Here is a 22729-nt window from a genome sequence, read left to right on the forward strand (position 1 = left end):
AACATATTCTTGCTTCTCAACTCTTCTGCTACGACTAAATCGTGGTTCTTGATTAGTGTCGTAGAGACAAGGTGGAGAAAAGCATTGCGGCGGTTTGCCACATTGCGTTGTAGGTTGGCGACAAGCACCCGCTGTTTCTGATAGTTCTTAGCATCACCTAGTGAGCGGTGTTCTTTCTTGGCCCGCAGTTGGCGGCGTGCTAACTTGCGTTGGGCTTTCGCCAACTGGCCTTGGATTGATCGATAGTAACGAGGATTAGCAACGACGTGGCCAGCCGAGTCAGTCAGGAAGTTGTCGGTATTCAAATCAATGCCTACCGCCGATTGAGCGGGCTTAGTGGCTTGCACGAACGGTGTGTCGGAGCCTAGCTGCATGGACAAGAAATACCGCCCAGTGGCGTCACGACGGATGGTGATGGTGCCAATACGGATAGCGTCAGCGTGATTGAACAGCCGCTTTTGCGACCCAGAGACACGAATTTTACCGAGGCCGCTGAGGGTAACATGTTTCTTGTCGATAAAGCGGTTGGAGCCACCTGCAAGTCCTACTCCGTTTTTAGTGTAGCGGGTCGGCAGTTGGTAACTGCCATCATCACGCTTGCGGTGAAAGACTGGCACTCCTGAACGATGCACCTGCCGGAACAGCCGCCATGCACTCTGATAAGCCCGGCGGGCCTGGTCAATCACGTCAGTCCCGACGCCAGTGCCAGCTAACCAAGGATGGATAGCAAATAGCATTTGAGTATTGTTCTTGCGTCGTTGTAAGTAAGCGATACGGTCTTGAACGATGGCGATGGGAATTTTGATTTGATGGAGCCAGTACAGTTCCTTGTCGATGGCGACCATTTCGTTGTAAGCAAAGCGGCTGGCATTGATGTTGTTGTCGATCACGCGTTTTTGTTCGGAGGACGGGAAAAGACGCATTTTCAGACCATAGTGATAGTTCAAATCCACCATTTTCTTAGCCATTTTTTCACCTCCTCACGCCTCTATTATACTACATATGGTATAATTCAGACAACGTATAATGTACTTATTAAGGAGGACTACAATAATACTCATGGTTGAAGATAATGCAATTCATGAACGCGGCTATGTCTACAATTTTCACTATCATTTGGTTTGGGTAACTAAATATCGCTGTGCGGTCTTTACTACACCACAGCTTGTCGCAGAAATGCTTGAAATTTTGACCTCGGCCGCCAGCGACAACGACATTAGCGTTGAGCAGGCAGAAGTGATGGCAGACCATGTGCACCTACTTTTAAGCTTTAAGCCAAGGTACGCCCCGGCAAATGTGGTCAAAATTCTGAAAGGTGCATCGGCACGTACTTGGTTTGTTGCTCACCCGGAAACTAAGAAGCTCCTCTGGGACGGGCACTTATGGTCGCCCAGCTACTACATGGGCACGCTAGGCGATATGTCAAAAGAAACCGTCGCTAACTATATTCAAAATCAGAGAACAGAAAGGGGAAAGGCGGGACGCCCAAGCAAAAAGGCTAACTAATGTTAGCCAGTGCGGGCTTACCTCCCCTGACTAAAGTCAGGGTTTTCTCGCCCAAAACATGTAATGAAATGTTGAGAGGTGATCAACGGATGGTGAAATCCTGGGTTGATGCGACAAACGTTGCACGAACGGGAAAATGGTTAGGGTTTCGGTTATTGATGAACATTGTTCTGACGGTTGGCGTGATGATTTTTAGCCATGTCGTCTGGCTGACCGCGCTGCTCTTGTTGCTGATGGTGGGAAGCATTGCGACTGCGTTCTTCCTGATTATTAAACTGATTTGAGGTGAATTATAATGATGATTTCGCTACTTACGACTTTGCTTCTGGCAATGGTGATCGCCGTTTTCGCTTTGTTCTATCTCCTGGCGCGCTTGCTCACCGTCGATGCCATTGCCCGGGAAATGGCGCACCCAAAGCTGACGGCGGTCTTGACGGCGGGCACGCAAAATGGCATCGGTTTGTTGGCGTATCTCGCTTTGCGGCGCAGTCACCCGATCAATCCCGCGGCCGATCAGCCGCAACTGCGCCAGCGGTTAAAAATCGCGGCTGTGGGAATCTTTGCAGTGCTGGCGGTGACTGCGGTTTGTGCGATTTTGGTGCTTAGTTCCGGCCAGATTTAGGGCTGGCCGCAGAAAATAGTTGATGATGCCCATTTTGTGCGGACGTTTGAGCTAATGCCATTAGCAATGGAGAACCTGGTCTACATAACGCCAAAAAGAGCGCTTAGATGTGTGCCCAGACTCGAGCATACAGCTAGGCGCTACTTTTGTGTGGACATCTGTTCTGTGAATTAACATTGTCGCTTTCGAAGACTCTTCCAAAGTGGAACTAGTTACGGCGCGCACAAATTGTCACTGAGTGTCTCTTGAATTTCTATGAAGTTGTTTTTTAGCGGACTATGCATCACTTTTCTTAAGTCACTCTTAGCTCCTGACTTGATGGTGATCCGCCAAGGCTTATTCCTTGTCAGGCTCGTTCATGGCTGCGTCCAACTTTTCTTCATCGTCCCCCTCACGAATAACGGCATCTTGAAGCTGTCCGTTTAACAATAAAGCCATGGTTTCCTGCATGGCCTCGTAGTCACGCTTACTCATCAGAACGGCGCTTTTCGTAACGTCTGAACCGGCGATTATTACCGGTGTGGAATCTCTGTTGGCAATCTTGATCAAAGCGTCCAAGTTCGCACGGGCCTTTGTTGGTGTTGTAATCTCAGCCATAGCATCTCCTCCTGATGTTCACTTTCCGACAACATGATTTTACCGTTCGTCATCACGTACGCCAACGCTCAGCATTCGCGTACGATTGGCGGGGTCGCAAAATTAAGTTGGCAGCGTTCCCGAATCACCGGTACAATGGAGTGAAGATTAGAAAACAATGAGGGGGCGCATCATGCAGGTTGCGATTGTCGAAGATGAACCGACCACGCAAATGGCCATCACGACCGTTTTTCGTGCGGCTGCTGAGCAAATGGGCGACTTGCAATGGCAGTGTTTTGCCAGCGGCGAGGCGCTGCTTTTTGCGCTGCCTGACCAAACCTTCGACTTGGTCCTGCTGGACATTCGCCTGGCTGGCATCGATGGCATGACGACCGCTAAGAAAATCCGGCAGAAGGATGCCGACCTGCCGCTCGCCTTTCTGAGCAACTACGACCAGTATGTCTTCGACGGCTACGATGTGTCGGCGATCGGCTACCTGCTGAAGCCGTTGACTTTGGAAAAGCTGCTGCCTTTGCTCGCCAAGGTGGCCAAGGCCAAGCTGCAGCCGGCACTGATGGTGCAAACGACTGCTGGCCTGGAGAAAGTGTTCTTCTACGATGTGCGCTTCATTGAGGTCCAAGGGCATGACTGCTTGCTGCACCTGCAGGAGCGGGTGGTGACGGTGAAACAGCCGCTGAGTGAACTGGCGACCCAGCTGGACGACCGCTTCGTCAAAACGCACCGCGCTTACTTGGTCAATTTAGGGTACGTCTCCGCCTTGGATGGCGCGCAGCTGACGCTGAATGACGGCACCACGCTGCCGGTGGCGCGTGGGCAGAAGCAGGCGGTGCGCCAAGCGCTGCTGGCCCATTATCGGGGGTTGGCACATGAATGACGCAAGTGTTGTCCTATTAACATTCGGCCTTGGCCTGCTACCGAGGCTAAAAGCCAAGTTCTGGCTGCAAGGGCTACTGGCAGCGCTTGGCGCGGCGTTCAGCGTTTGGACCCCTTGGGGCGGGTTGCTCGCCGTTGGCCTGGCCGGCTGGGCGTGCTGGCAGCGGCGCGAACTTCAGGACTTCCTGATCGCCGCGGTGCTTGTCGGCGCCTGTGCAGGCAGCTTTTGGGCCAGCATTTGGCCGCTTGCTGTGGGCTTTACCGCGGGTGAAATGATTCGGTTGGCGTTTAGTGAACGCAATGTCGTGCTGATCGGACTGGTCGCAGGCTTGGACTGCCTCGCCCTCGGGGTGATCTTGACGACGCGCGGACTGCCCCTCTTGTTAGGGTGCGCACTGCTAGTGGGTGTGGGCGGGCTGATGACCTATATTCATCAGTACCTGTTCCATGCGAATGATGCTGAAGTGGCGCGGTCCCTTGATCAAATTATGGCCAGCTACGTCAAGGAGCTCGATGACCTGTATGCGCGGGTGCGCGGCTGGCGGCACGATTACCATGACCACCTGCAAGTGCTGAAGGTCCAACTGGCACAAGGCGACACCGAGGCCTCCCAGCATTATCTGAACCAGCTGGAAGACAAGCTCGACGAAATCGATACGGTGGTCCACTCAGGGAACGCGATGCTGGACGCGGTGATCAATTCCAAGCTGACCATCGCGTTAAACGCCGATATTCCCATTGACGTCAGCGCGTTCGTCGGCAACCAACCGCTGATCGATGATGTTGATATGGTGGTGATCATCGGCAATATTTTGGACAACGCCATTGAGGCGGTAATGGAGCAGCCGAAAAGTGAAATGCGCAGTATGCGGGTGTACATCGCCATCATCAAGCAGCAGTTCTACATCAGCGTCACCAACTCGCGCCGCGCTGACCAGCAGATTGACCCGGAGTATGCCTCAACGAAAAACGACCGGCGCGGCCTGGGTATTCGCCGCGTCAATGCGCTGGTGGCCAAGTACCATGGGGTGATCAACCGCCAGTATGAGGACGGCGTCTTTGCAACTGAGGTGTTGCTGCCGCTGCGCAATGTCACCAAAGCAAAGTGACCATTCAGGGGCGAATTTGAACCGTTCGTGCGAGAAATCTAGCACGGGCGGTTTTTCCTTGTAGGATAAGCACCATAAGCTTGAGCCATTATTTACGAGGGAGCGTAATCAAATGAGAAAAAAGCCAACAGAGTCGCTGATGCACTGGTATCGGCAAGAGGCCAAACCAATGCGGTTTACCGGCCAAATGATCATGATATTGCTTTGTCAGCTGGCGACGACCTTGCTGGCCGCCGCGATTCCAGCGTGGCTGGTGCAGGCGTTGGTCGCGCACACGATCATCAATCACTTTGTCCTGCTGCTTGTCGGTTTAATTGGCGCGCAAACCCTGATTGGCTGGGTCTTGCCCGTGACGAATGCGATGCTGCTCATTCGGCAGATGCTAGTCAGAACGCTGATGATCGTGTCTGCCCAGCAAGACTATATCGAAGGACCGTATGAGCGGGTCCTCGAGCCCGAGTACCGCGAACACCGGCAGCGGCTGATCGCGTACGCCATTTACGGGGACGACGCTGCGGGCAGTAAAGTCATCGTGCAGGAAAGCGCGTTGCTCAACGCCGCAGCCATCCTGATCATGCTCAGTGTGACTTTGGCTTATTACGTCTGGTGGATCCCGGTTGTTGCTATTGCCGCAGCCTGGGGGGCGAACGCCCTCATGCAGGGTTATCGGCGGTACATCCGCGCTCAGCGGGCGCAGACCGAACAGATGTGGAATCAGCAGAGTTACATCAGCAACTCGGCCTACGAGGAGAAAAATGGGAAGGATATCCGCCTCTATCACATGGGGCCGTGGTATCAGCACCGCTATCACGCCTTGATGCAACAAGAGCTGCAGTTTCGCAAACAGCTGGGGCACCGCGAGCTGCTCGCCAAACTCGGGGGCACCTGGCTGAACGCGGTAAGGGACTTACTGATCTACGGCGGGTTGATTTACATCTTGTTCAACGGCCACGTGTCGCTTGCCGTTTTCACCTTATTGTTTGGGCTGGTTGGGCAGATCGGCCAGCAGATGACCGCGCTGTTGACGAATTGGAGCGAATGGCAAGTCTCAAAGCGTGATCTGAGTGAATTCGCGGAGCAGGCAATGCCGCCTGAAAAGGTCGCTGAGCAGCCGGTACCGGGCTTGACGCCGCCATACACCATCCGGTTTGACCACGTGACCTACACGTATCCGCACGCTAAAAAGCCAGTGCTTAAGGATCTGAATTTCACGATTCCGGCCGGGCAGAAGGTGGCACTGGTCGGCCTTAACGGTGCCGGTAAAACCACACTGACGATGCTGCTGATGGGGCTTTTGAAGCCCGAGAAAGGGACGATTTATCTCAATGAGGTGCCGATCCAAACTGTCCCTGACCTGCAGCTGCGCGCGCAGTTTGCCCCGGTTTTCCAGAATGCACTGTTGTTTGCCCGGACGCTTCAGGAGAATATCGAAATGGATCTGCCGCATGATGCCAAGCGGCTGCAGCACGCACTGGCCCTTTCTGGACTGGCGGACACGGTTGCCCAGCTGCCGCACGGGGTGGCCACCCAGCTGACGGACAAGCTGCACAAGGATGGCGTCAACCTCTCCGGCGGCCAACAGCAAAAGCTGATGGTGGCGCGAGCGCTGTACCGCGACGCCCCGATCTTGATCTTGGATGAACCGACCGCGGCCCTTGATGCGATTGCCGAACGTGAGCAGTATCAGGCGTATCAAGCGATGGCAACAGGGAAAACCAGTATCTTTATCAGCCACCGCATGGCCTCAACCAAGTTTGCGGATAAAATCTTCCTGCTGCAAGACGGCCAGATTAACGAGGCAGGCACTCATGCCGAGCTGATGGCGCAAAACGGTGCCTATGCCAAGCTCTGTCAGGTTCAGAGCCAATACTATCAAAAGGAGGTGACCCATGATGAAGAAATCTTTTGATTATTTCCGCTTCATTCAGACGGTGTCACCATGGATCTTGCTGCGGTCGACCGTTAATGCGCTTTTGAGCACCGCAGTGCCGCTCTTAGTTGCCACCCTGCTGGGCTGGCTGCTGAATGCCGTGACGCAGCAGACTGCACTGCGGCCGCTGATCATCCAGCTGGCGGTGTTTATCCTGCTGATCGCCATTGTCACTTCGCTGCAGCTAACCAGCGCGGTGAGCTATGAAGTCGCCACGCGGGATTTTGAGAATCGCATCAACGAGCGCACCACCGCCAAGCTGACCGATGTGTCCAACGAGACCTTTAACGATCGTGACTTCCGCGCGCAGTACGCGGCGGCCTCCAGCGGCTGGATGTACACAGGGAGTTTTCACTCGTACTTCAACGAAATCTTGATGAACACCCTTAACCTGGGGGTGGCGGTGATCGCGGCGGCCGTGGTCTTGGGGCCCATTGTGACCGCTAAAGCGACGCAGCCGTGGCTGACTGGCTGGCCCTTCGTCTTGGCGCTGGTTGCCATTACCGCGGTTGGGATTGGCCTCTCATACTGGCTGGTGCTCCGGTCCCAGCGCTATCAAAAGCAATTTTATGACGTCAATATCGGCGTGAACGACCAGATGAACTATTATCTGAACGATTTGACCTGGCCGTACGAAAATGGGAAACATCTTCGCATCTATGATCCGGAAGATCGGACCGTTGCGCACATGCGTCAGGCGCAAGAGGCGGCCAATACCAAGACAGCCCAGGTTTTCTTTCGGATGCACGCCATGATGCATGCCGGCGATGCCTTGTTGGTCCTGCTCTCTGGGGGCTTCTACCTGTTGATCGGCATCAAGGCACTCAGTGGCGCACTGCCGGTGGGGATGGTCGTCTTGGCGGTCGGGTACCTGACGCAGTTGATGCGCGCCCTGGCGGCCTTCATGAGCCAGCGCGCGTTTCAGAAGACGACCGAGCAGGCGATGGATGATTACATCAAGTTTCTCAACTATCCGGACCAGCCGGCGACTGGCTCCATTCCTGTCGAAAAGCGGCAGGATCACAAGTTTGAAATCGTCTTTCATGACGTTTCCTTCCGTTATCCGGGCGATAAGCAGGATGCCGTTTCGCACGTGAGCATGCGCTTCAAGGTCGGCGAACGGCTCGCAATCGTGGGCCGCAACGGCAGCGGCAAGACGACGCTGATCAAGCTGCTGCTGCGCATTTTGACGCCGATGTCCGGTACCATCACGCTGAATGGATTCGACATTCAAAAGTACAACTTGGCCGAGTATCAGCAGCTGTTTGCGACTGTGTTCCAAGACTTTCAGCTCTTCGCGTTTTCCGTCGCGGAAAATGTGGCAGTTTCGCCGCAACCTGATCGTGACCGGGTATGGCAGGCGCTGACGGTTGCCGGAGTGGCGGACCGGGTCAAGGCGATGCCGAAACAGATCGATACGCCCCTGACGCGCAACCTTGATTCCAGCGGCGTCGATGTTTCCGGAGGCGAGGCGCAAAAAATCGCCATTGCCAGGGCGTGGTATAAGGACGCGCCATTCATCATTTTGGACGAGCCGACCGCGGCGCTGGACCCAATTTCCGAGTATGAAATCTATCAACACTTTGACCAGCTGGTTGAGGACAAGACGGCCATCTATATTTCTCACCGGATGTCTGCTACTCGGTTTGCCTCCCAAATTGCGGTGATGGCGGCCGGGCAGATCGTGCAAATGGGCAGCCATGAGCAGCTAATGGCGCAGGACGGGTTGTATCGTGATCTGTTCAACGCCCAGGCGGCCTATTACACCGAAGATAAGATCAAGGCCGAGCGGGCGAAAGGCGAGGCGGCGTTTAATATCTAGCCAGATTTGAATTTGATCATTTGATCTTTAGCGCTGTGAGAAATTGTGTATCATGATATGATAATGTATATCAGATGAGGACATATTCTCACCGAAAGCCGTTGTAGCGCGACCTACAGCGGCTTTTTTGTCGGTAGAATCAAGAAGAGGTAAGAATCATCATGAGTAAGACAGTTGACTATCAATGCCTGATTGTTTTCTGCCCACGTGCTTACGTTGAAGAGACTGTTGACGACTTGAATATGACTCTGGCGGAGTTCGTTAACCGCCTCGGGGTCTCAAGCAAGTTGATCAGTCATTTGATTGATGGTCAGGATAGTGTCAGTGTTGCAACCGCTGATAAGCTTGTACAGGCAAATGGGGGCTATGGAAACCTGGCTTAACCTCCAAGCCCAGTCCGATGCCCAAAGTAACTGAAATCAAGAGCTCTCATGAAGTACCAGATACGGCACAGTTAAGTTCGCCGCATAATATGGGTTGTAAAAAGACCACCAGTGGCCGGCTGTTGCTCAACATGATATTGTTTGATCTAGGGGATGATACCATGGCGAAAAAGAATAAAGCGATAATCATAGTCGAAGTTGACTCAGTAACCAAGACGCGGGCTCGTAAAGCCGCTGACTTGCTTGATGAGGCGACGACGCGTGCCCACGATGAGATTAGCTGTGGCGAATACGACAGTTTTGATAGTGTGGATGACTGGTATAAGAATCTAACCAATGAAAAATAGACCTTTATGAGTGCTTTAGACAATACAACGTAAGCCCCCAAGGCCGCACAATTCACAGTGTGCGGCCACTTTTGTGTTACCTGGCTTCGAGAAAATCATCTAGCGTGGCATGGCGCTGCGCCAGTGCCTCATTTAAGCCGGGAAACTTGGCGAGGTAGGCTGGCGTGTCTAGGTCCGCCAAGGCGGCTTTCGGCATTGCCTTCAGCAGCCTCGCCACCGCCCCGATCTCCTGAGCGCGCCAGGCGTCATGGACGTTGAAGCCGCTCAGGATGTGCCGCCGATTGTCGATCATGCCGTCCGCCATGACGGGCTCATTGAAGTTGCGCCAGGCGGTGATCAGCGGATCGGTCGCTGCATACACGGCGCTGGCGTCCGGCAGAGCGGCGGTCAGCTTGGTCATGAATAGCCGAATCTGTTTGGCGTCACCAGGCAAGTGGGAAAGGGTCTGCCAGCGGCTGACGACCTGACTTGCGGCCTTTTGCCGACCCATGAACAACAGCGTGAACAGGCGGGTGTGGCACCACGAACTGGCCAGTTGCTCATAGCGCGGCAAGCCTTGAAAAACCTGCAGCCGCCGCCAGATTTTCTCCGCCTGCTCAGGAAGGACTGGGATCAACGGAATCATCGCTTCGATTTGGGCGAGCGTCGTCACCGGGGCGGTGAGCGCTTACCGAGTGATCGCTGTGCGTTCCGCCTCTGTTAGTGGCCAGTCGCCCCAGGCGGTGTACTCGGCCAAGGCCTTGGCCAGCACCGGCGGCAGCGGCTTGGCTTCGGCCAGCGCAGTCCCTTGCTCCTGCTCCAGCAGCGCGGCGAATTCATCGGCCGACAGGTGCAGCCGCTGCAGAATGGGAAACAGCAGCTCCGCCTTGAGATCATTGTGGCCTGATTCGAGCCGGATCGCCTGGCGCTGACTGAGCAGGCCATCATACAGGCGCGCCTGTGGCATGCCCTGGCCCAGTCGCACGGCCCGCAACAGCTTACCAACTTCTCCTGCCACTTCTGTCACCTCTTTCACGTTGCGCTCAGTGTACCAGATACACTGGCAACATGGAAGGACGTGGTTCAGATGATAATCAACGTAAAATGGGTGCTGCACCGACTGCCGCACTGGGAAATTGGATTATTGCTGGTATTTGCTTTACTGGGAAGTTTTGAAGGCGTGTTGAACGGGTTCGTGCTGGGCCGGCTGCCAAGCCTCACGCAGGCAACGACCGCCCAGCGTTATCAGTATCTGGGCCAGGCGCTGGTCGCGTATGCCGGGACGTACACCTGCTTGTTTATTTTTCAGCTGCTGATCCAAGATGCGCTCAGGCGGCTGAACATTGCACTGAAAGAAACGCTGCTGACGGTCAGTTTTGAGACAAGCGAGGCCCCCTTGGCCGGGCTGAATCGCCTGGCCAACGACGCCGCGCAGATTCAAAGTCGATATTTTGAGGTCATCCTCGCGATTTTGTCCGCTGGCTTTGGCGCCATTACGGCCGCCTTATTCGTTTTGGCGACCAACTGGATGATGGGACTCATCAGCATCGCCTTTTCCGCGCTGACGATGGTGCCGATGCTGTTTGGCCAGACCAAGCTGGCGGCGCTGGGTAAACGTTGGAGCACCGCCAACGCGGCTACATTGGCAGCCGGCAGCGACTGGCTCGAGGGTCGCAGCAATCTGGTCCAGTACCAAGCGGCGGGCAGCTTTTTCGTCCGGGTCAAGCAGCGGTTGGCCGTCAGTGAAAAACGGCTTCAGCAGCAGACCAATGGCCAGCTGCGCGTGCAGTACGGCACTGGATGCTCACTGTGCTGACGCTGATTGGGCCGCTGGCCGTCGGCTTTTGGCTGATCCACGTGGGCGGTTTTGGCGTCACCATCAGTGTGCTGTTGACCCTGCTGCTGTCGGTCGATCACGTCACCATGAATATTCGCATGCTGATCCAGTACTGGAGCCAGTTGACCGGCACGCGCGAGTTGCGTCGCCTGCCGCAAGCGCCCACGCCGCTGCTCAGCCAGCGCACACCGACCCGCGGCGAAGGCCAGATCGACCTTCAGGGCCTGACCATTGCCTATGGCGACCAGCCGATTCTCGCCGCAACTGACCTGGCGCTGACTCCTGGCACCAAACTGCTAGTGTCTGGTCCCTCGGGCAGCGGCAAGTCAACGCTGCTGCGCGTGCTTGGCGGCTGGCAGCAGCCCACGAACGGGCGCGTCCTAGTGGATGGTGAAGCGCCAGCGCCGGCGAAAACGACGTACATCAACCAGACGCCGTGGGTCTTCGCTGGCACCGTGCGAGAAAATCTGACGCTGGGTCAAACGTTTACCGATGACGCGCTGCTGGCTGCGTTGAGCCAAGTGGGTCTGACCACAGAGCTCGGGGATGAGCCGCTTGACCGCGTCATCGCGCCTGATCAGGCCAGCATTTCTGGCGGCCAGCTTCAACGCATGACGCTTGCGCGAGGCCTGCTGCGGAAGCGCCCGGTCATGCTGCTGGACGAAATTACGGCCGGACTGGACGACCAAAACGCTCAGCAGATCCGCAACTTGATTTATCATCTGCCGAACACGATCATTGAGGCCGCGCACCACTTCGACGACGCGCAGCTGCAGGCAGATCATGTGCTGCATTATCAGTTGACGCCGGCGCGCACGTTGGCCCCCATGAGCTAATTTTCTTAATCTAAGCATGGCTTCGAACAAATTTCTGCCTCTAAAACAATCGCCAGTCTCCGAAAATGGAGGCTGGCGATTTTGATATAAGTTGTCGCTGGTTGATGCTAGCCAATCAGGCCTTTAGCCGCTATAAGAAACAGCTGGGCTGGCACAGCATACCTTGATGGCCAAGCAATACGCTGAGTTACGTTAGTGCTGAGGGCGAATCGAGATGGCCTTAATGTCAGAGTTGTAAGCGACTGGTAGCACGACCCAGGTGCGCACGGTGACCTTCGAATGAAGACCAACCCGGCTCAACTCATCCCAGGTAGGGTCGTCCAACAGCAGGTGTTTACCCTTAAAGTAGCCAGTTGTGATTTGAACATCGATTACTCTGTCGCGAGGGTTACCGGAGAGGTTAAGCGCAGTGACCTCACCGCTGAACTGGGTTAGATGCTGATACGCCAGGCCGCTGACGCCCAGCGCTAATAGGAGCGCAAGTGCGCCGATCACCTTTCCCAGTATCGCGCGGCGCAACAGGAGGCCTAACGAAAACACGACCACTGAAAGAATGAACATCACGAAGAAAAAGGTGCCAAGCCTTGGAAACAACTGCCACGTCATCAAGTCTTTTTCAGCAGAGGCGTCCGCAATGGGGAAGACTTGCTAGGGAACGATTGTTGGTAAGGCGAGAATGGCAAAGACGGGAATCGCGAGGCCGCTGCAGCCAAGCGGAATCTTGGCGGGTTTAAAATGGTGTTTTGGCATCTCGTTCCTCCAAAAGGGCATCACTAACAATTCGGGCAATGTTGGGGATTAATCCTTGAGCGCCCAGCGGCCGGTCGGCGCACTGAGGTAAAAGGACTCGGTCAGCGGCTTGAATCCTGCCTTGCGGTAAACGTGGTAGGCGGCGGGATTGTCGCTGTCGACGTCGAGGCGGAAGTCTTTGTGGCGTGTGGCCGAAAGCTGGCCCATCATCAGTTGGATGAAGCGGCTGCCAAACCCCTGGTTGCGGTAGTCTTTGGCAATAAACAGCCCGTAAAAGTAGTCGTAGTCGTCCAGATCTACCGCACAGTAGCCGATGGGCTGGCCTTGGTAGTGGCAGACGAACGAGGCGACCGCCGCGTCAGTTCGGGCGACTTCAAGGTAGCGTCGCGCCTGGTCTTCGTCAGTCCCGGATTCGTCTGCGAAGGCCTCCATATACAGCGGTAGGAGGGTCTCAATGTCGCTGCTGGTTAGCGGGACGACTGTGAGCACATCATCGGTGGCTTTGCCGCTGCCGGCAGGCGCTATCAGGCCAATTTCACTGGTGGGATCTTTAACTAGTTGCGTCTGCTCAAGGAATTGGGGATGACTGGTCAGAAAAGCGGCTTCGGTCGCATATTCACATTTTTGACAGCCAGCGGTCTGCAGTACTTTTCTTGCCGCCCGCCACAGCGCGGTCGCCACGCCTTGCCTGCGGTAGTCCGGCAGCACGTGGATGCTGACGTCCACCACGCCGTCTGGCCCTGGCGCGTCATCGGCGTACAGCGTCAGCAGGCCGATCGGTTGCCCCGCGGCTTCGGCGAGGAAAAAGGCTGGCATGGTCTGATCAAAGTTAAAGTCGTTCTCGAGGTACGGATCACGGTGCGTGCCGTCCGCGGCCTGTGTCGCCTTGATCAAGGCTTTGGCCGCCGCGGTTTGGGCCTTGGTCAGCGTTGGCGTTTGAGTGATATGCATCATGGTGCCTTCTTTCGGTTTACAACTTTAGCAAGTAGGTGCGTTCGCGATACGATTCGGCGATAGTGTAGTCGGCCATGGCCGCCTCGGTGAAAAAGGTGACCCACTGCGGATACTGCGGCAAGGCTTCGACGCGCCCGGCCGCTGCCGTGAGGACCAGCTCCTGGGTGCCCTCGTCCAGCGCCCATTTGGCCTTTGGGGCCTGGTAGCTTTTCGGCGTGGCCAGCGCCCGCCAGTTATGTGCGATTTCCCGGGCCCCGAGGCTTTGGTACAGGCCGTTGGCGGCTGCATCGCTGCGGGTGAAGATCTCGACAAAATCGGCGCCGGCGGTTTTCAGCTTGGCCAGGCCCGCCTTGAGCAGCGCCCGTCCGATGCCTTGCCCTTGCGCGGAGGGACTCACGGCAAACACCTCGATGTAGCTGCCGCGGCCTTGATGCTGCACGTAGAGATCGTGCTTGACGCGGTCGTCGTTGAAGACGCCAGCGTCGATGGCACCGACGACGAGACCGTCCATGGTCGCAACAAGCGAAATCACAGTGCGGTAGCCGTCCGCCTCGCCGAACGCATCGCGCTGGTCGCTGATTTGATCGCGGAACTGGGAGTGCATGTAGGCCAGCGCGACGGTGTTGAGGTAGGCTCGTTCATCGGCGGGTTGGTAGGGCCTGATTTTCATAAGTATCTCCTGACTGGTGGCTGACCGCTTGAGCCGGCCAAATTAATATTTTTATTATACCTGATTAAGCTGACGGTGAGCCCAGCTTTAAAATTCCGTCTAGCCGCTTGGCCGTCGCCGCGGTCAGGTGATGCGTGACGCTGATGACGGTCAGCGGCAGACTGAGGGTCAGTTCGTCGATGGCCGCGGCGGAAGCGGGGTCAAGGCTCGCGGTGGCCTCGTCGAGCAGCAGGACTGAGCGGTTGGCCAGCAGCGCCCGGGCAATCGCCACGCGCTGCTTCTGGCCACCGGAAAGATTGGCACTGGCAAAATCGATCTTGGTATCCAGTCCTTCTGGCAGGGTGGCAACAAAGGCGGCCAGGCCGACCTGGTCGAGCACGGCCGTGATTTGGCTGGCGGTGGCTTGCTGACCGAGCAACAGGTTGTCTCTCAGCGTGGTGTTAAACAGCAGCGGCTGCTGGTCGACCACGGCGATTTGTTCGTGCAGGGACCGCGGCGCAATCGTCATCAGCACCTGGCCATCAAACGCGATTCGGCCATCGGTGGGGGTGAGGCTGCCGTCAATCAGCTTGAGCAGGGTGGACTTGCCGATGCCGCTGGGCCCCGTGATTGCGTAGTGACCACCGGCGCGGAAAACGTAGCTGACGTCTGCCAGCGTCGGCTGGCCCGCATCTGGGTAGCGGAAGCCGACACGGTCGAGGGTTAAGGCTTGGTGCAGCGGCGCAACGGGTTGGCCAGCCGTGTCGTCGGTGGTCGGCACAGCCTGGTACTTGTCCAAAAGCGGCTGCACGGTTTGGCGCTCCGCCAGGTTTTCAGTCAAGCCCATGACTGAGCTAAAAATCGCGCCGGCCAGGGATTCGCTGGTGGAGAACACCCCCAGCGGCACTTTGCCCTGCAGGTAGAGGTAGCCAGTTAGGCCAAGCACCGCCAGCATGCAGGCCGAAACGGCGCCTTGGTTCACCGAGTAAAACAGATTGCTGGCCTTGGCGTAGGCGACGCGTTTTTCGGCGCGCCTTTTGCCGGCTTGCTGCACGCCGGTCGTTAGCCGCGGCGTCTGGTTCAGCATCAGCAGCTGGCCGAAGCCGTTGAGCAGATCCGTCGCCACCGTGGTCAGCTGGCCGTTTGCCGTTGAGACGGCGGCATTGGCGGCGTTCATTTTTTTCGTGAAGAAGCGGGGAACCAGCAGCATCAGCAGACTCAGCGCGAACACCAGAACAGTGAGCGACCAATTGTAGTGCAGCAGCGCCGCCCCGCCGATGACGACCTGCAACGCCTGCCCCGCCGCCATCCAGGTATTCTCGAACCCGTAATCGTTAATGGTCGAAAGGTCGTTGGTCAGCCACGACACATATTCGGGGACGGGCTGCTGATGGAACTGCTCAGCGCTGGTGTGCGCCAGCCGGGCGGTGATGTCGCGGCGCACGCTCAGGCCCATCGCCTCATTGACCGCCATTTCGGCCACGGGCTCAAGGTAATGCTGCAGCGAAAAGAGGGCCAGGACGATGGCAGTCGACACGAGCCACATCAGCGTGTCCGATGCCGAGCGGCGGCCCAGCGCCGTGAGAATGTTTCCCAGTGTGATGGTGTAGGCCGTGTTGAGGACCGTGCCGGCAACCAGGAGGGCCGAGACCAGCAGCCCCATGCGCCAGTGGCGTAGAAAATATTGGTTGAGGCGCATATTAACGCGCCGCCTTTGCTTGATACTTCAGGTAGGCCTGGTAAGTGGCCTCAGGCAGTGTGCCCGCCTGCACCGCGGCCTTGACCGCGCAGCCCGGCTCGCTGACGTGGCGGCAGTTGCGGAACTTGCAGTTGGCCGCGAGGGCCTCGAGCGGCGCGAACTGCGCGGCAAACCCGGCACTGGCCGCGGCCACGCCCACCGCCCGCATGCCCGGGGTATCAATGAGCCGCGTCCCGGTGCGCAGGACGAACAGGCGGCGATTGGTCGTCGCGTGGCGGCCGTGAGCGTCATCTTGCCGGATGGTTTTGGTGAACAGGGCCTCGCCGGTCAGCTTGCCGACCAGGGTGGACTTACCGACGCCGGACGAACCGATGAGTGCTAGGCACGCGTCGGGTTGAAGCAGCTCCGCCAGCTTCACGGCCGGTTCCTGATCAGCGCCGAGCGTGTACACCGAGGTTCCTGGGAAGGTCGCGGTGAGCTGGTCGTTCAGTTTGGCCAAGGCAGCGTCGCTTATGAGATCCGTTTTTGTGATCAAAAATGCCGGCTGGGCGCGGCTGACCGTGGCAATTGCGTGGTAGCGGCGCAAGCGTTCGAGGTTGAAGTCGTGGTTGGCGCTGGTGACGATCACGACTGTGGTCAGATTCGCGGCGATGGCCTGGCCGCCGGACTCGCGAAAACGGCTCGACGTGCTACGGGCCAGCAGGCTGGTGCGCGGCTGCATCGCTGTGATGCGCATGCTGCCGGCTTGCAGCGTGCCGCTCACCCAGTCGCCGACCACCAGTTGGGTGTGTTGCTGCTTAAGCGTGCGGCGAAAATTGCCGCTGAGCGTTGCCGGCAGTGTCTCACCGTCAGCAAGTAGGTCAAAACGGTCCTGGGCCTGAAACGAGACCTGCCCACGAAGAACAGTTGAATCAGTTTTTATCAAATGAAAGCCTCCAAAGAATCTTGGCACAAAAAAGCAAGCCAACACGAGTCGGCTTGCTGCAAGGTCCTCTAGAGGCGAAAACTAATGGTTAGAGCTTGTCCCCAGGGAGGCTACGCGTCAGCCGACGCGACACGATTAAACTTTGCGATGTTACCGTCTTAAAGTTTGTCATCATGGGTTGCCTCCTTGTGAAGATTTTATTTTTGATGGGCTAAGCATATAACTTGGGTTTGGAAGTGTCAACAAAAAGCGCATATGGGCCAGAAGCGGCAATAATGTTCAGAATGACTATCCGGGTGTACGTGGTTCATCAGGCCAACTAATCAAACTCGTCAGCCTATGCAGTGGCCGCCTACGTTCCAGCAACACCGAGAATACTAGCGACAGAGCCAACACAGCCTTTGAGAAAAACGCCGTGTTTGTGAATTTGAGGCGGGTAGCAGGTAGAGTTAACATGCCATTGATTGATTGGAATCGGTAGGGCACACTGGATTTAAAAGTGTGGCGGTGTTACCCTGCGGCCGCAGACGGAGGCATGAGCATGATTACTTATCACTGGCAGGTTTCACCGGAAAAAGTCGACTTCAAACCGTTGTATGACCAAAATGGTTGGACTCGCTACCTCGATGATTGGGCGAAAACAGAACGCGCAATCCGGCAAGCGACCAGTTTAGCCGCGCTCGAAGGGGAGCAAGTAGTGGGGCTCGCACGCAGTGTCTCAGATGGCGAGACGGTTCTGTATCTCCAGGATCTGCTGGTGCTGCCCGCTCGTCAGCATCAGGGCATCGGTACTGCGCTGGTTAAGCAAATGCTGGGTCGGTTTCCCAACGTTGGCCAGGTAGTGTTGATCGCCGAACCGACGGCGCAGGCGCGATCCTTTTATCAGCAGTTCGGGTTTAAATCAGTGGGCGCTCAATACGGCAATGCGATGGTTCTGGACCGACGGTAAAAAATAGGCCTGCAGCTTCTTCATAGGCAGCAGACCAAACGACAACTTTTGCTGGATTCCTTGTAGTGATACCCTTCTTGTTATTAACTGAAATGACTAGAGGGTTGTTTTAAACAATCTCGATTTTTACTGTTTTTCCCAGCGCCACAGCGATTTTAGTCATCGTTGCAACGCTAGTGTTGGCCCCTCGTTCGATACGGGCGATGGTGGCTTGTGGGACGCCGGAGCGCTGCGCCAGTTCACGCTGTGTGACGCCCGCAGCCTCACGGGCCTGCATAATCGCAGCGGCGCTTTCCAGTGACGCCATCTGCTTTTCATATTCCGCTTTGAATTCTGGATCTTTGAGGTCTTTGTTGATCATGTCATTAATTTCGGTAGTTTTTGCGGCCAATGGTTTCCTCACTCTCGAATTCAGTCCGATTACGTCTGGTTCGTTCCTTTTTGGCAAGACACGATAGTAGGCCACGGACAAATAATGGTCATTCGGACTTGTGAATGATCCGAACTCAGGCTAGTTCACGTCCCAATGATAGCATATATATCATCAGCATAGCACCAATTCAGTCTGCCACGAGGAATGATGAGGCTCAGACAGAAAGCATCCGAGCTAGGCTGCCACTGGCTCGTTGTCCGGCCATTTGATGGCGCACAGTATAGCGGCAATGACCATGAGTGCCGCGCAGCCGCCAAAGACGATCCAGGCGGTTTGGGGTGAGCTGAGGTTGGCGATGCCAAGGAAAAGCACGGTACCCAGCGGTGCGCCGACTAAAGAAGCCGTATCGATCACAGAGGAGGTCGCGGCCAAGTGCTGGTCGTCAATCTTACCCATAATCATACTTTGCAGGCGCGGGTTGATCTTGCCGATGGGATAACTTGCGACGATCATGCTCGCCAGCATAACTGCCGGCTGCTGCCACCACACCATGTTGATGGCAAACACAACAAGCGACCCCATCGTGATGCCGGTCAAGGCGGCCAGCGGAACACGCTGTAAGCCGTCGTGCATGAACAGTGCCGCCAAGGTGATCGACAGTGCCCCCACGATGTTGACCGCAGCCACGGTCGTCCCAAACGTGCCGAGCCAAAGCGCTTTGGTATTCGCCAGAAGGACTGAAGTGAGGCCGTCCATTGAGGTGCCAAGGGTGTTCACACCCATCGCCAGGAAAACCATGGCGAAGATCGGTTTCTCTTCGTAAAGCAAGGCGAAGGCGCGGAAGATCCCGGTCTTGACGTTTTCGGCAGGTGCAGCTGGGGCCTGCACCTTTTTGGCGTGCTCGTTGGTATCCGCCTGGGTAAAGGCGTGGCGGTCATGCCACAGCACGACGCCGGCCAGCACGAAGCTGATTGCGTTGATCAAGCCGAACAGGGCGAAGTTGTTGTGCAAGACGAGAATCAGGCTCGCGCCGAACGCTTGGAAGACCATGGAGATCACGTTGCGAATACCGCTGCTGAAGCCCATGGCGCTGGCGTACGCGTCCTGCTTGATGAACGTTTTCTCGTAATGCAGCAGCAGGCCGGAGGTGAAGTCCGCAATCAGGTCGGAGCTGAAGTTGATGGCCAGTAGGAGTCCGAAGATGAGCAGAGTGCTTGGCTGGCGGATCAGGAAGGCTAGCCCAACGTACAGCAGGCCTTGCACGACGCGCAGTCCGACCACCAGCTTGAAGCGGCGGCGCGGGTCGGTGTGATCCGCCCAGTACCCGTTCAGGATCATGAACAGCGTTGGCAGCAGGTTGATGATCGACACCAGCGACAGGGCCAGCGTTTTGAACGGCAGCGTCTGTGCGTAGATCAGGAAGACTAGGTTGAATAGAACGGAGCCGATGGCGCTGAGAAAATCGGAATTCGCCAGCGCACGGAACTGACGATTGGCAAGATATTCTTTCATAATGATGACCTCTTTTCTGATGGCCCAAGCATAGTTGACAGGCGAGGTCGTCCCGGTCAGAATATGCATATATGCAAGAGGAGCTGAGCGCATGCAAAAATACGGGCCGTATTTTCGGGAGCTGCGGCAAAGCAAGAACGTAACTTTGGCCGAGCTGGCGGCGGATACTGGGCTGACAGAAGGTTTTATTTCGCGTTTTGAGCGCGGGCAAAGTGACATCACGGTCAGCCGGTTCACCGCGCTGCTGAATGCGCTGAATGTGGCGATTGAAGAGTTTCTGCTGGGGATGCGTGAGGCAACAATGGATCCGGATGAGAGAGAAGATTATCCATTGGCTCGCATGCAGGCTAACATTCCCTTTATGGCGTTTTTCTTCGATATCAGTCATGTCTCAGTAGGGGCAGAGCTAGATCGCCATATTGCCAGTGCTGAAGCCGCATACCGCAGTAAGCCGACGCGCAAAAATCACTTCATCTGGCTGTTTTACCAGACAATGAACGCGATTTTGCAGAAGCCGATCGATAGCAAAACCCTGGCCCGGGCTCAGGCACCAATTACCCACTACCTTCAGCAGGTCGATAACTGGGGCGTTTATGAATGTTATCTATTCATTGCGTTTACGCCGGCGTTGGGTTCGGAAATGATGGTGCGGCTATTGCGAATCGCGCTGAAACGAAGCCGCGTCCTCAAGCGCAGTCCCAGTTATGAACAAATTGATCTGCAACTGGCAGTCGCCGCGTTGACCAGCCTGATGGCCCGAGAGGAGATGGATGCCGCGGTGCAAGTGATGAAGATGATGAATTCGGTGGAAAAACGCAACGCCAATCAGGTCTTTGCCATCGAATTCTTCAACGGCTGGGTCCAAATCAAACTGGGTAAACGAGAAACTGGCATCGCGACTTGCGAACACGTCATTCAGCAGTTTTCGGAGTTGGGACTCAGTCAGTGGGCCAATGACTTTAACGATATCCTGAGCTCACTGAAGGCGGACCCGCCGACTAATCCAATTTTTCTGTATTCGCAGTTCTGATCTGAGTTACCCAACAATAATTAGAAATGGATAAGATTTTTGATGCATTTTCTAATATAACGTGATACTATTCTAATAGTATCCAAAATCAAAAACAAGAGCCGAGCAGTCAGGCTAAGTTCAACAACGCGAAATCAGGTCAAACGATGAAGGCATTAAGCGAAAAGGTCGACGTTCCTTGAGCAGTACTCAGACAAAAGAATGACAGGATATTGGCTTTAATCGAAAGGAAAAGCATTGTGCAACCGGCGCTTTGATTAAGTGCTGACACAATGCTCGGCCGTGAAAGACAGCCTTTTTCAAGGGTGTCTTTTCTTTTATGGAGGAGCAGTCATGCCATAACGGTTGCATCATTTCGAACCAATATTTGAAGCGGGTTCCCATATTGTCGGAAAAAGGCCATCGGCACTGCGGATGACAATTGGTCATGTTCTGCAGTCCAGAGTTTTTCTGTGCCATAAAACCGGTCTTGCATGGGTAACCCAATACATTTATTTCTGATACTGCAGTCTAAGGCTTGCCTACGTGATCCCGATGAGATGAAAAAGGGATTCGGTGGGAGCCCTCTTTTGGAATCTCTGTGTTGAAAACGGAATAAGGAACCTCTACCGGTCTTATCAGCACAGTAGGAAACCAAAAACAGAATCGAGGAAGACGTAATGATTAAAGCGCTATTTAGAAAGCGACCGTTACTTGTGGTAATGTTCGTTGTATTTACTATGATTCACGCGACTGTGACAGTTTCCTATGCTTGGGTGATTCAAGTGTTGAGCGAAGTGGCACAGGGTAATTTAAAAATTTCATTCACACTAGTTGTGGCGTTTGCGGCCTCATTCTCGATAGTGACGGCTCTAGTGAACTTCTTGGGAGGATATTTAAAGGGGCGAGTGATTAACACTTCTGTCTCGATTCTAAGAGATTCTACTTTTCAAACATTTCTTGGGGAAAACCTATCCAAATATACCAACCACGAAAACAATTCTCGGATTGCGATGTTGACCTCGACTGTCGATATTGTTCAGGAGAGCTACATTAAGTCGGCGCTAGACATGTATTCGTTGGCACTTCAGTTTATTTTTTTTATTTGCTATGCTTTGGTAATCAATGTTCAGCTGACTTTTTTTGTACTGATCTTAGAGATACCGGCAGTGCTATTGCCCGTTCTGGTGCGCGGCCCGCTGCGGCGCGTAAAAACGCCCGTACTCAAGAATCTCGGCTTATACACGGACAAGATTACGAATTGGCTGAACGGGATCTCAACGATTAAGAACCTGGGCAGGGAGAAAATCTTTGCCGGCTTACATACAGAGAGTTTAAATACGCTGTTGAAGTCGGAAAATAGCGACCTGTTAGTTAAGAAAATCGTGAGCTCAATCTCTCAGTTTCTCGGTGATGTTGTCTATCTTGGCACATGGGTCATTGGCGGCTATTTGATCATACATAATCGGCTGACCTTTAGTGCTTTTCTGGCTTTCACGCAGCTGGCGGTGTCGATTTCTTTCCCCATTGAATCCTTAAGCAATATCATTCCTGAATTTTTGGGTGGCATACGCGCATATGATGAGTATCGCGGGATGCTGAACACTGCCGGTGTCGGCTTGTCAGGTGAGACAGACGAGCCAACAGAAGGAGCTATTGGGATAGACGCCCCAGGTGTTAAGAACGCAATTTCTTATCAAAACGTCTCGGTACTAAACGCAGGCAAGGTGCTGTTGAATCACGTCAACTTGGCTGTTCCCAAGAACGATAGAACGATTATTGTGGGCGAGAGTGGGGCTGGGAAAAGTACTCTGGTCAATGTTTTATTCGGTTATCAAGCTGAAGTCAAAGGCAAAATCTCGATATTTGGAAGCCACGACCCTGACTTCGTGCGGCTTGCCCACAAATATATCGGATTTCAGGAACAGCACACTTATACCTGGATTATTCATAGAATTTCAAAAAAGCAGCGTAATCCCACGATTCACACGGGACTGCGCTGCTTTGGTGTTTCACCCATTGGGTGCGCCTATATGCTAAGGTTGAGTCGACAAAAACCATCACGAAA

Annotated in this window: 25 protein-coding genes; 14 read left to right on the forward strand and 11 right to left on the reverse strand. The window is 55.0% G+C overall.

From position 1 onward, the window contains the following. On the reverse strand, window positions 1-968 hold a 968-nt coding region (locus JUE30_RS09655; RefSeq protein ID WP_203624678.1), incomplete at its 3' end, for an RNA-guided endonuclease TnpB family protein. A gap of 91 nt (window positions 969-1059) precedes the next feature. On the opposite strand from JUE30_RS09655, the gene tnpA reads away from it, so the two are divergent. The 3 genes from tnpA (at window position 1060) to JUE30_RS09670 (ending at window position 2128) form a co-directional block, all read left to right on the forward strand. After that, the gene (tnpA, locus tag JUE30_RS09660; RefSeq protein ID WP_203624679.1) at window positions 1060-1506 is read left to right on the forward strand and encodes an IS200/IS605 family transposase; all 447 of its coding nucleotides are present in this window, start codon (window positions 1060-1062) and stop codon (window positions 1504-1506) included. Window positions 1507-1595: 89 nt separating this feature from the next. Further along, window positions 1596-1790 carry a hypothetical protein gene (locus JUE30_RS09665; RefSeq protein ID WP_203624680.1) on the forward strand — a complete coding sequence of 65 codons (195 nt, stop codon included), beginning with the start codon at window positions 1596-1598 and terminating at the stop codon, window positions 1788-1790. An 11-nt stretch (window positions 1791-1801) separates the two neighbouring features. Then, window positions 1802-2128, forward strand: coding sequence for a hypothetical protein (locus JUE30_RS09670; protein WP_203624681.1), 327 nt, complete (start codon window positions 1802-1804; stop codon window positions 2126-2128). Between the two features lie 336 nt (window positions 2129-2464). On the opposite strand, the gene JUE30_RS09675 is transcribed toward JUE30_RS09670, so the two are convergent. Continuing rightward, window positions 2465-2725 carry a type II toxin-antitoxin system Phd/YefM family antitoxin gene (locus JUE30_RS09675; RefSeq protein ID WP_203624682.1) on the reverse strand — a complete coding sequence of 87 codons (261 nt, stop codon included), beginning with the start codon at window positions 2723-2725 and terminating at the stop codon, window positions 2465-2467. 172 nt (window positions 2726-2897) lie between these two features. Between JUE30_RS09675 and JUE30_RS09680 the strand changes: the two genes are divergently transcribed. The 6 genes from JUE30_RS09680 to JUE30_RS09705 all read left to right on the forward strand — a co-directional run bounded on the left by JUE30_RS09680 (window position 2898) and on the right by JUE30_RS09705 (window position 9189). Beyond that, complete coding sequence (locus JUE30_RS09680) at window positions 2898-3599, forward strand: LytTR family DNA-binding domain-containing protein (protein WP_203624683.1); 702 nt, start codon at window positions 2898-2900, stop codon at window positions 3597-3599. Continuing rightward, entirely contained in the window at window positions 3592-4707 is a 1116-nt protein-coding gene (locus JUE30_RS11365) for a GHKL domain-containing protein (protein WP_308439772.1), read from the forward strand. The genes JUE30_RS09680 and JUE30_RS11365 overlap by 8 nt, the downstream gene beginning before the upstream one ends. Before the next feature lie 112 nt (window positions 4708-4819). Next, entirely contained in the window at window positions 4820-6616 is a 1797-nt protein-coding gene (locus JUE30_RS09690; RefSeq protein WP_203624684.1) for an ABC transporter ATP-binding protein, read from the forward strand. Further along, window positions 6597-8459: an ABC transporter ATP-binding protein gene (locus JUE30_RS11265; RefSeq protein WP_239061404.1), complete on the forward strand. Its 1863-nt coding sequence runs from the start codon at window positions 6597-6599 to the stop codon at window positions 8457-8459. The genes JUE30_RS09690 and JUE30_RS11265 overlap by 20 nt, the downstream gene beginning before the upstream one ends. A 161-nt stretch (window positions 8460-8620) precedes the next feature. Beyond that, complete coding sequence (locus tag JUE30_RS09700; protein WP_203624685.1) at window positions 8621-8842, forward strand: hypothetical protein; 222 nt, start codon at window positions 8621-8623, stop codon at window positions 8840-8842. Window positions 8843-8859: 17 nt separating this feature from the next. Further along, complete coding sequence (locus JUE30_RS09705) at window positions 8860-9189, forward strand: hypothetical protein (protein ID WP_203624686.1); 330 nt, start codon at window positions 8860-8862, stop codon at window positions 9187-9189. A gap of 76 nt (window positions 9190-9265) precedes the next feature. On the opposite strand, the gene JUE30_RS09710 is transcribed toward JUE30_RS09705, so the two are convergent. Next, entirely contained in the window at window positions 9266-9841 is a 576-nt protein-coding gene (locus JUE30_RS09710; RefSeq protein WP_203624687.1) for a hypothetical protein, read from the reverse strand. A gap of 15 nt (window positions 9842-9856) precedes the next feature. Continuing rightward, entirely contained in the window at window positions 9857-10186 is a 330-nt protein-coding gene (locus JUE30_RS09715) for a helix-turn-helix transcriptional regulator (RefSeq protein WP_203624688.1), read from the reverse strand. Between the two features lie 69 nt (window positions 10187-10255). On the opposite strand from JUE30_RS09715, the gene JUE30_RS09720 reads away from it, so the two are divergent. Both JUE30_RS09720 and JUE30_RS09725 read left to right on the forward strand, forming a co-directional pair. Further along, window positions 10256-10984, forward strand: coding sequence for an ABC transporter ATP-binding protein (locus JUE30_RS09720; protein WP_203624689.1), 729 nt, complete (start codon window positions 10256-10258; stop codon window positions 10982-10984). Continuing rightward, window positions 10969-11841, forward strand: a complete 873-nt coding sequence (locus JUE30_RS09725) for an ABC transporter ATP-binding protein (RefSeq protein WP_203624690.1) — start codon at window positions 10969-10971, stop codon at window positions 11839-11841. The genes JUE30_RS09720 and JUE30_RS09725 overlap by 16 nt, the downstream gene beginning before the upstream one ends. A gap of 192 nt (window positions 11842-12033) precedes the next feature. Here the strand turns inward: JUE30_RS09725 and JUE30_RS09730 are convergent, their stop codons facing one another. The 5 genes from JUE30_RS09730 to rsgA all read right to left on the reverse strand — a co-directional run bounded on the left by JUE30_RS09730 (window position 12034) and on the right by rsgA (window position 16818). Then, a complete protein-coding gene (locus JUE30_RS09730; RefSeq protein ID WP_203624691.1) occupies window positions 12034-12447 on the reverse strand; it encodes a hypothetical protein in 414 nt (137 codons plus the stop codon). Between the two features lie 192 nt (window positions 12448-12639). Further along, window positions 12640-13542 (reverse strand): GNAT family N-acetyltransferase, encoded by a 903-nt coding sequence (locus JUE30_RS09735; RefSeq protein ID WP_203624692.1) that lies wholly within the window; start codon window positions 13540-13542, stop codon window positions 12640-12642. 19 nt (window positions 13543-13561) lie between these two features. Beyond that, window positions 13562-14215, reverse strand: a complete 654-nt coding sequence (locus JUE30_RS09740; protein WP_203624693.1) for a GNAT family N-acetyltransferase — start codon at window positions 14213-14215, stop codon at window positions 13562-13564. A gap of 64 nt (window positions 14216-14279) precedes the next feature. Continuing rightward, on the reverse strand, window positions 14280-15893 hold the full coding sequence (locus tag JUE30_RS09745; protein ID WP_203624694.1) for an ABC transporter ATP-binding protein: 1614 nt from the start codon (window positions 15891-15893) through the stop codon (window positions 14280-14282). Between the two features lies 1 nt (window position 15894). After that, the gene (rsgA, locus tag JUE30_RS09750) at window positions 15895-16818 is read right to left on the reverse strand and encodes a ribosome small subunit-dependent GTPase A (RefSeq protein ID WP_203624695.1); all 924 of its coding nucleotides are present in this window, start codon (window positions 16816-16818) and stop codon (window positions 15895-15897) included. Window positions 16819-17359: 541 nt separating this feature from the next. Here rsgA and JUE30_RS09755 point away from each other — a divergent pair. Then, the gene (locus JUE30_RS09755; protein ID WP_203624696.1) at window positions 17360-17767 is read left to right on the forward strand and encodes a GNAT family N-acetyltransferase; all 408 of its coding nucleotides are present in this window, start codon (window positions 17360-17362) and stop codon (window positions 17765-17767) included. Window positions 17768-17876: 109 nt separating this feature from the next. Here JUE30_RS09755 and JUE30_RS09760 read toward each other — a convergent pair whose 3' ends face one another. Together JUE30_RS09760 and JUE30_RS09765 are read right to left on the reverse strand one after the other, a co-directional pair. Beyond that, window positions 17877-18128, reverse strand: coding sequence for a helix-turn-helix domain-containing protein (locus tag JUE30_RS09760; protein ID WP_203624702.1), 252 nt, complete (start codon window positions 18126-18128; stop codon window positions 17877-17879). A 246-nt stretch (window positions 18129-18374) separates the two neighbouring features. Continuing rightward, on the reverse strand, window positions 18375-19652 hold the full coding sequence (locus tag JUE30_RS09765; RefSeq protein ID WP_203624697.1) for an MFS transporter: 1278 nt from the start codon (window positions 19650-19652) through the stop codon (window positions 18375-18377). 91 nt (window positions 19653-19743) lie between these two features. Here JUE30_RS09765 and JUE30_RS09770 point away from each other — a divergent pair, with 91 nt between their 5' ends. Then, window positions 19744-20682, forward strand: coding sequence for a helix-turn-helix domain-containing protein (locus JUE30_RS09770; protein ID WP_203624698.1), 939 nt, complete (start codon window positions 19744-19746; stop codon window positions 20680-20682). Window positions 20683-21341: 659 nt separating this feature from the next. Continuing rightward, on the forward strand, window positions 21342-22729 hold a 1388-nt coding region (locus tag JUE30_RS09775), incomplete at its 3' end, for an ABC transporter transmembrane domain-containing protein (protein WP_203624699.1).

The organism is Lacticaseibacillus sp. 866-1 (assembly GCF_016861825.1).
Classification (GTDB): domain Bacteria; phylum Bacillota; class Bacilli; order Lactobacillales; family Lactobacillaceae; genus Lacticaseibacillus.

Coding starts and splice junctions, on each gene's coding strand:
- JUE30_RS09745 (WP_203624694.1), bottom strand. CDS start 15,893: ATGCGCCTCAACCAATATTTTCTACGCCACTGGCGCATGGGGCTGCTG.
- JUE30_RS09735 (WP_203624692.1), bottom strand. CDS start 13,542: ATGCATATCACTCAAACGCCAACGCTGACCAAGGCCCAAACCGCGGCG.
- JUE30_RS11265 (WP_239061404.1), top strand. CDS start 6,597: ATGATGAAGAAATCTTTTGATTATTTCCGCTTCATTCAGACGGTGTCA.
- JUE30_RS09675 (WP_203624682.1), bottom strand. CDS start 2,725: ATGGCTGAGATTACAACACCAACAAAGGCCCGTGCGAACTTGGACGCT.
- JUE30_RS09725 (WP_203624690.1), top strand. CDS start 10,969: ATGCTCACTGTGCTGACGCTGATTGGGCCGCTGGCCGTCGGCTTTTGG.
- JUE30_RS09680 (WP_203624683.1), top strand. CDS start 2,898: ATGCAGGTTGCGATTGTCGAAGATGAACCGACCACGCAAATGGCCATC.
- JUE30_RS09740 (WP_203624693.1), bottom strand. CDS start 14,215: ATGAAAATCAGGCCCTACCAACCCGCCGATGAACGAGCCTACCTCAAC.
- JUE30_RS09690 (WP_203624684.1), top strand. CDS start 4,820: ATGAGAAAAAAGCCAACAGAGTCGCTGATGCACTGGTATCGGCAAGAG.
- JUE30_RS09760 (WP_203624702.1), bottom strand. CDS start 18,128: ATGATCAACAAAGACCTCAAAGATCCAGAATTCAAAGCGGAATATGAA.
- JUE30_RS11365 (WP_308439772.1), top strand. CDS start 3,592: ATGAATGACGCAAGTGTTGTCCTATTAACATTCGGCCTTGGCCTGCTA.
- JUE30_RS09705 (WP_203624686.1), top strand. CDS start 8,860: ATGCCCAAAGTAACTGAAATCAAGAGCTCTCATGAAGTACCAGATACG.
- JUE30_RS09700 (WP_203624685.1), top strand. CDS start 8,621: ATGAGTAAGACAGTTGACTATCAATGCCTGATTGTTTTCTGCCCACGT.
- JUE30_RS09770 (WP_203624698.1), top strand. CDS start 19,744: ATGCAAAAATACGGGCCGTATTTTCGGGAGCTGCGGCAAAGCAAGAAC.
- JUE30_RS09670 (WP_203624681.1), top strand. CDS start 1,802: ATGATGATTTCGCTACTTACGACTTTGCTTCTGGCAATGGTGATCGCC.
- JUE30_RS09720 (WP_203624689.1), top strand. CDS start 10,256: ATGATAATCAACGTAAAATGGGTGCTGCACCGACTGCCGCACTGGGAA.
- JUE30_RS09730 (WP_203624691.1), bottom strand. CDS start 12,447: ATGACGTGGCAGTTGTTTCCAAGGCTTGGCACCTTTTTCTTCGTGATG.
- tnpA (WP_203624679.1), top strand. CDS start 1,060: ATGGTTGAAGATAATGCAATTCATGAACGCGGCTATGTCTACAATTTT.
- JUE30_RS09755 (WP_203624696.1), top strand. CDS start 17,360: ATGATTACTTATCACTGGCAGGTTTCACCGGAAAAAGTCGACTTCAAA.
- JUE30_RS09665 (WP_203624680.1), top strand. CDS start 1,596: ATGGTGAAATCCTGGGTTGATGCGACAAACGTTGCACGAACGGGAAAA.
- JUE30_RS09765 (WP_203624697.1), bottom strand. CDS start 19,652: ATGAAAGAATATCTTGCCAATCGTCAGTTCCGTGCGCTGGCGAATTCC.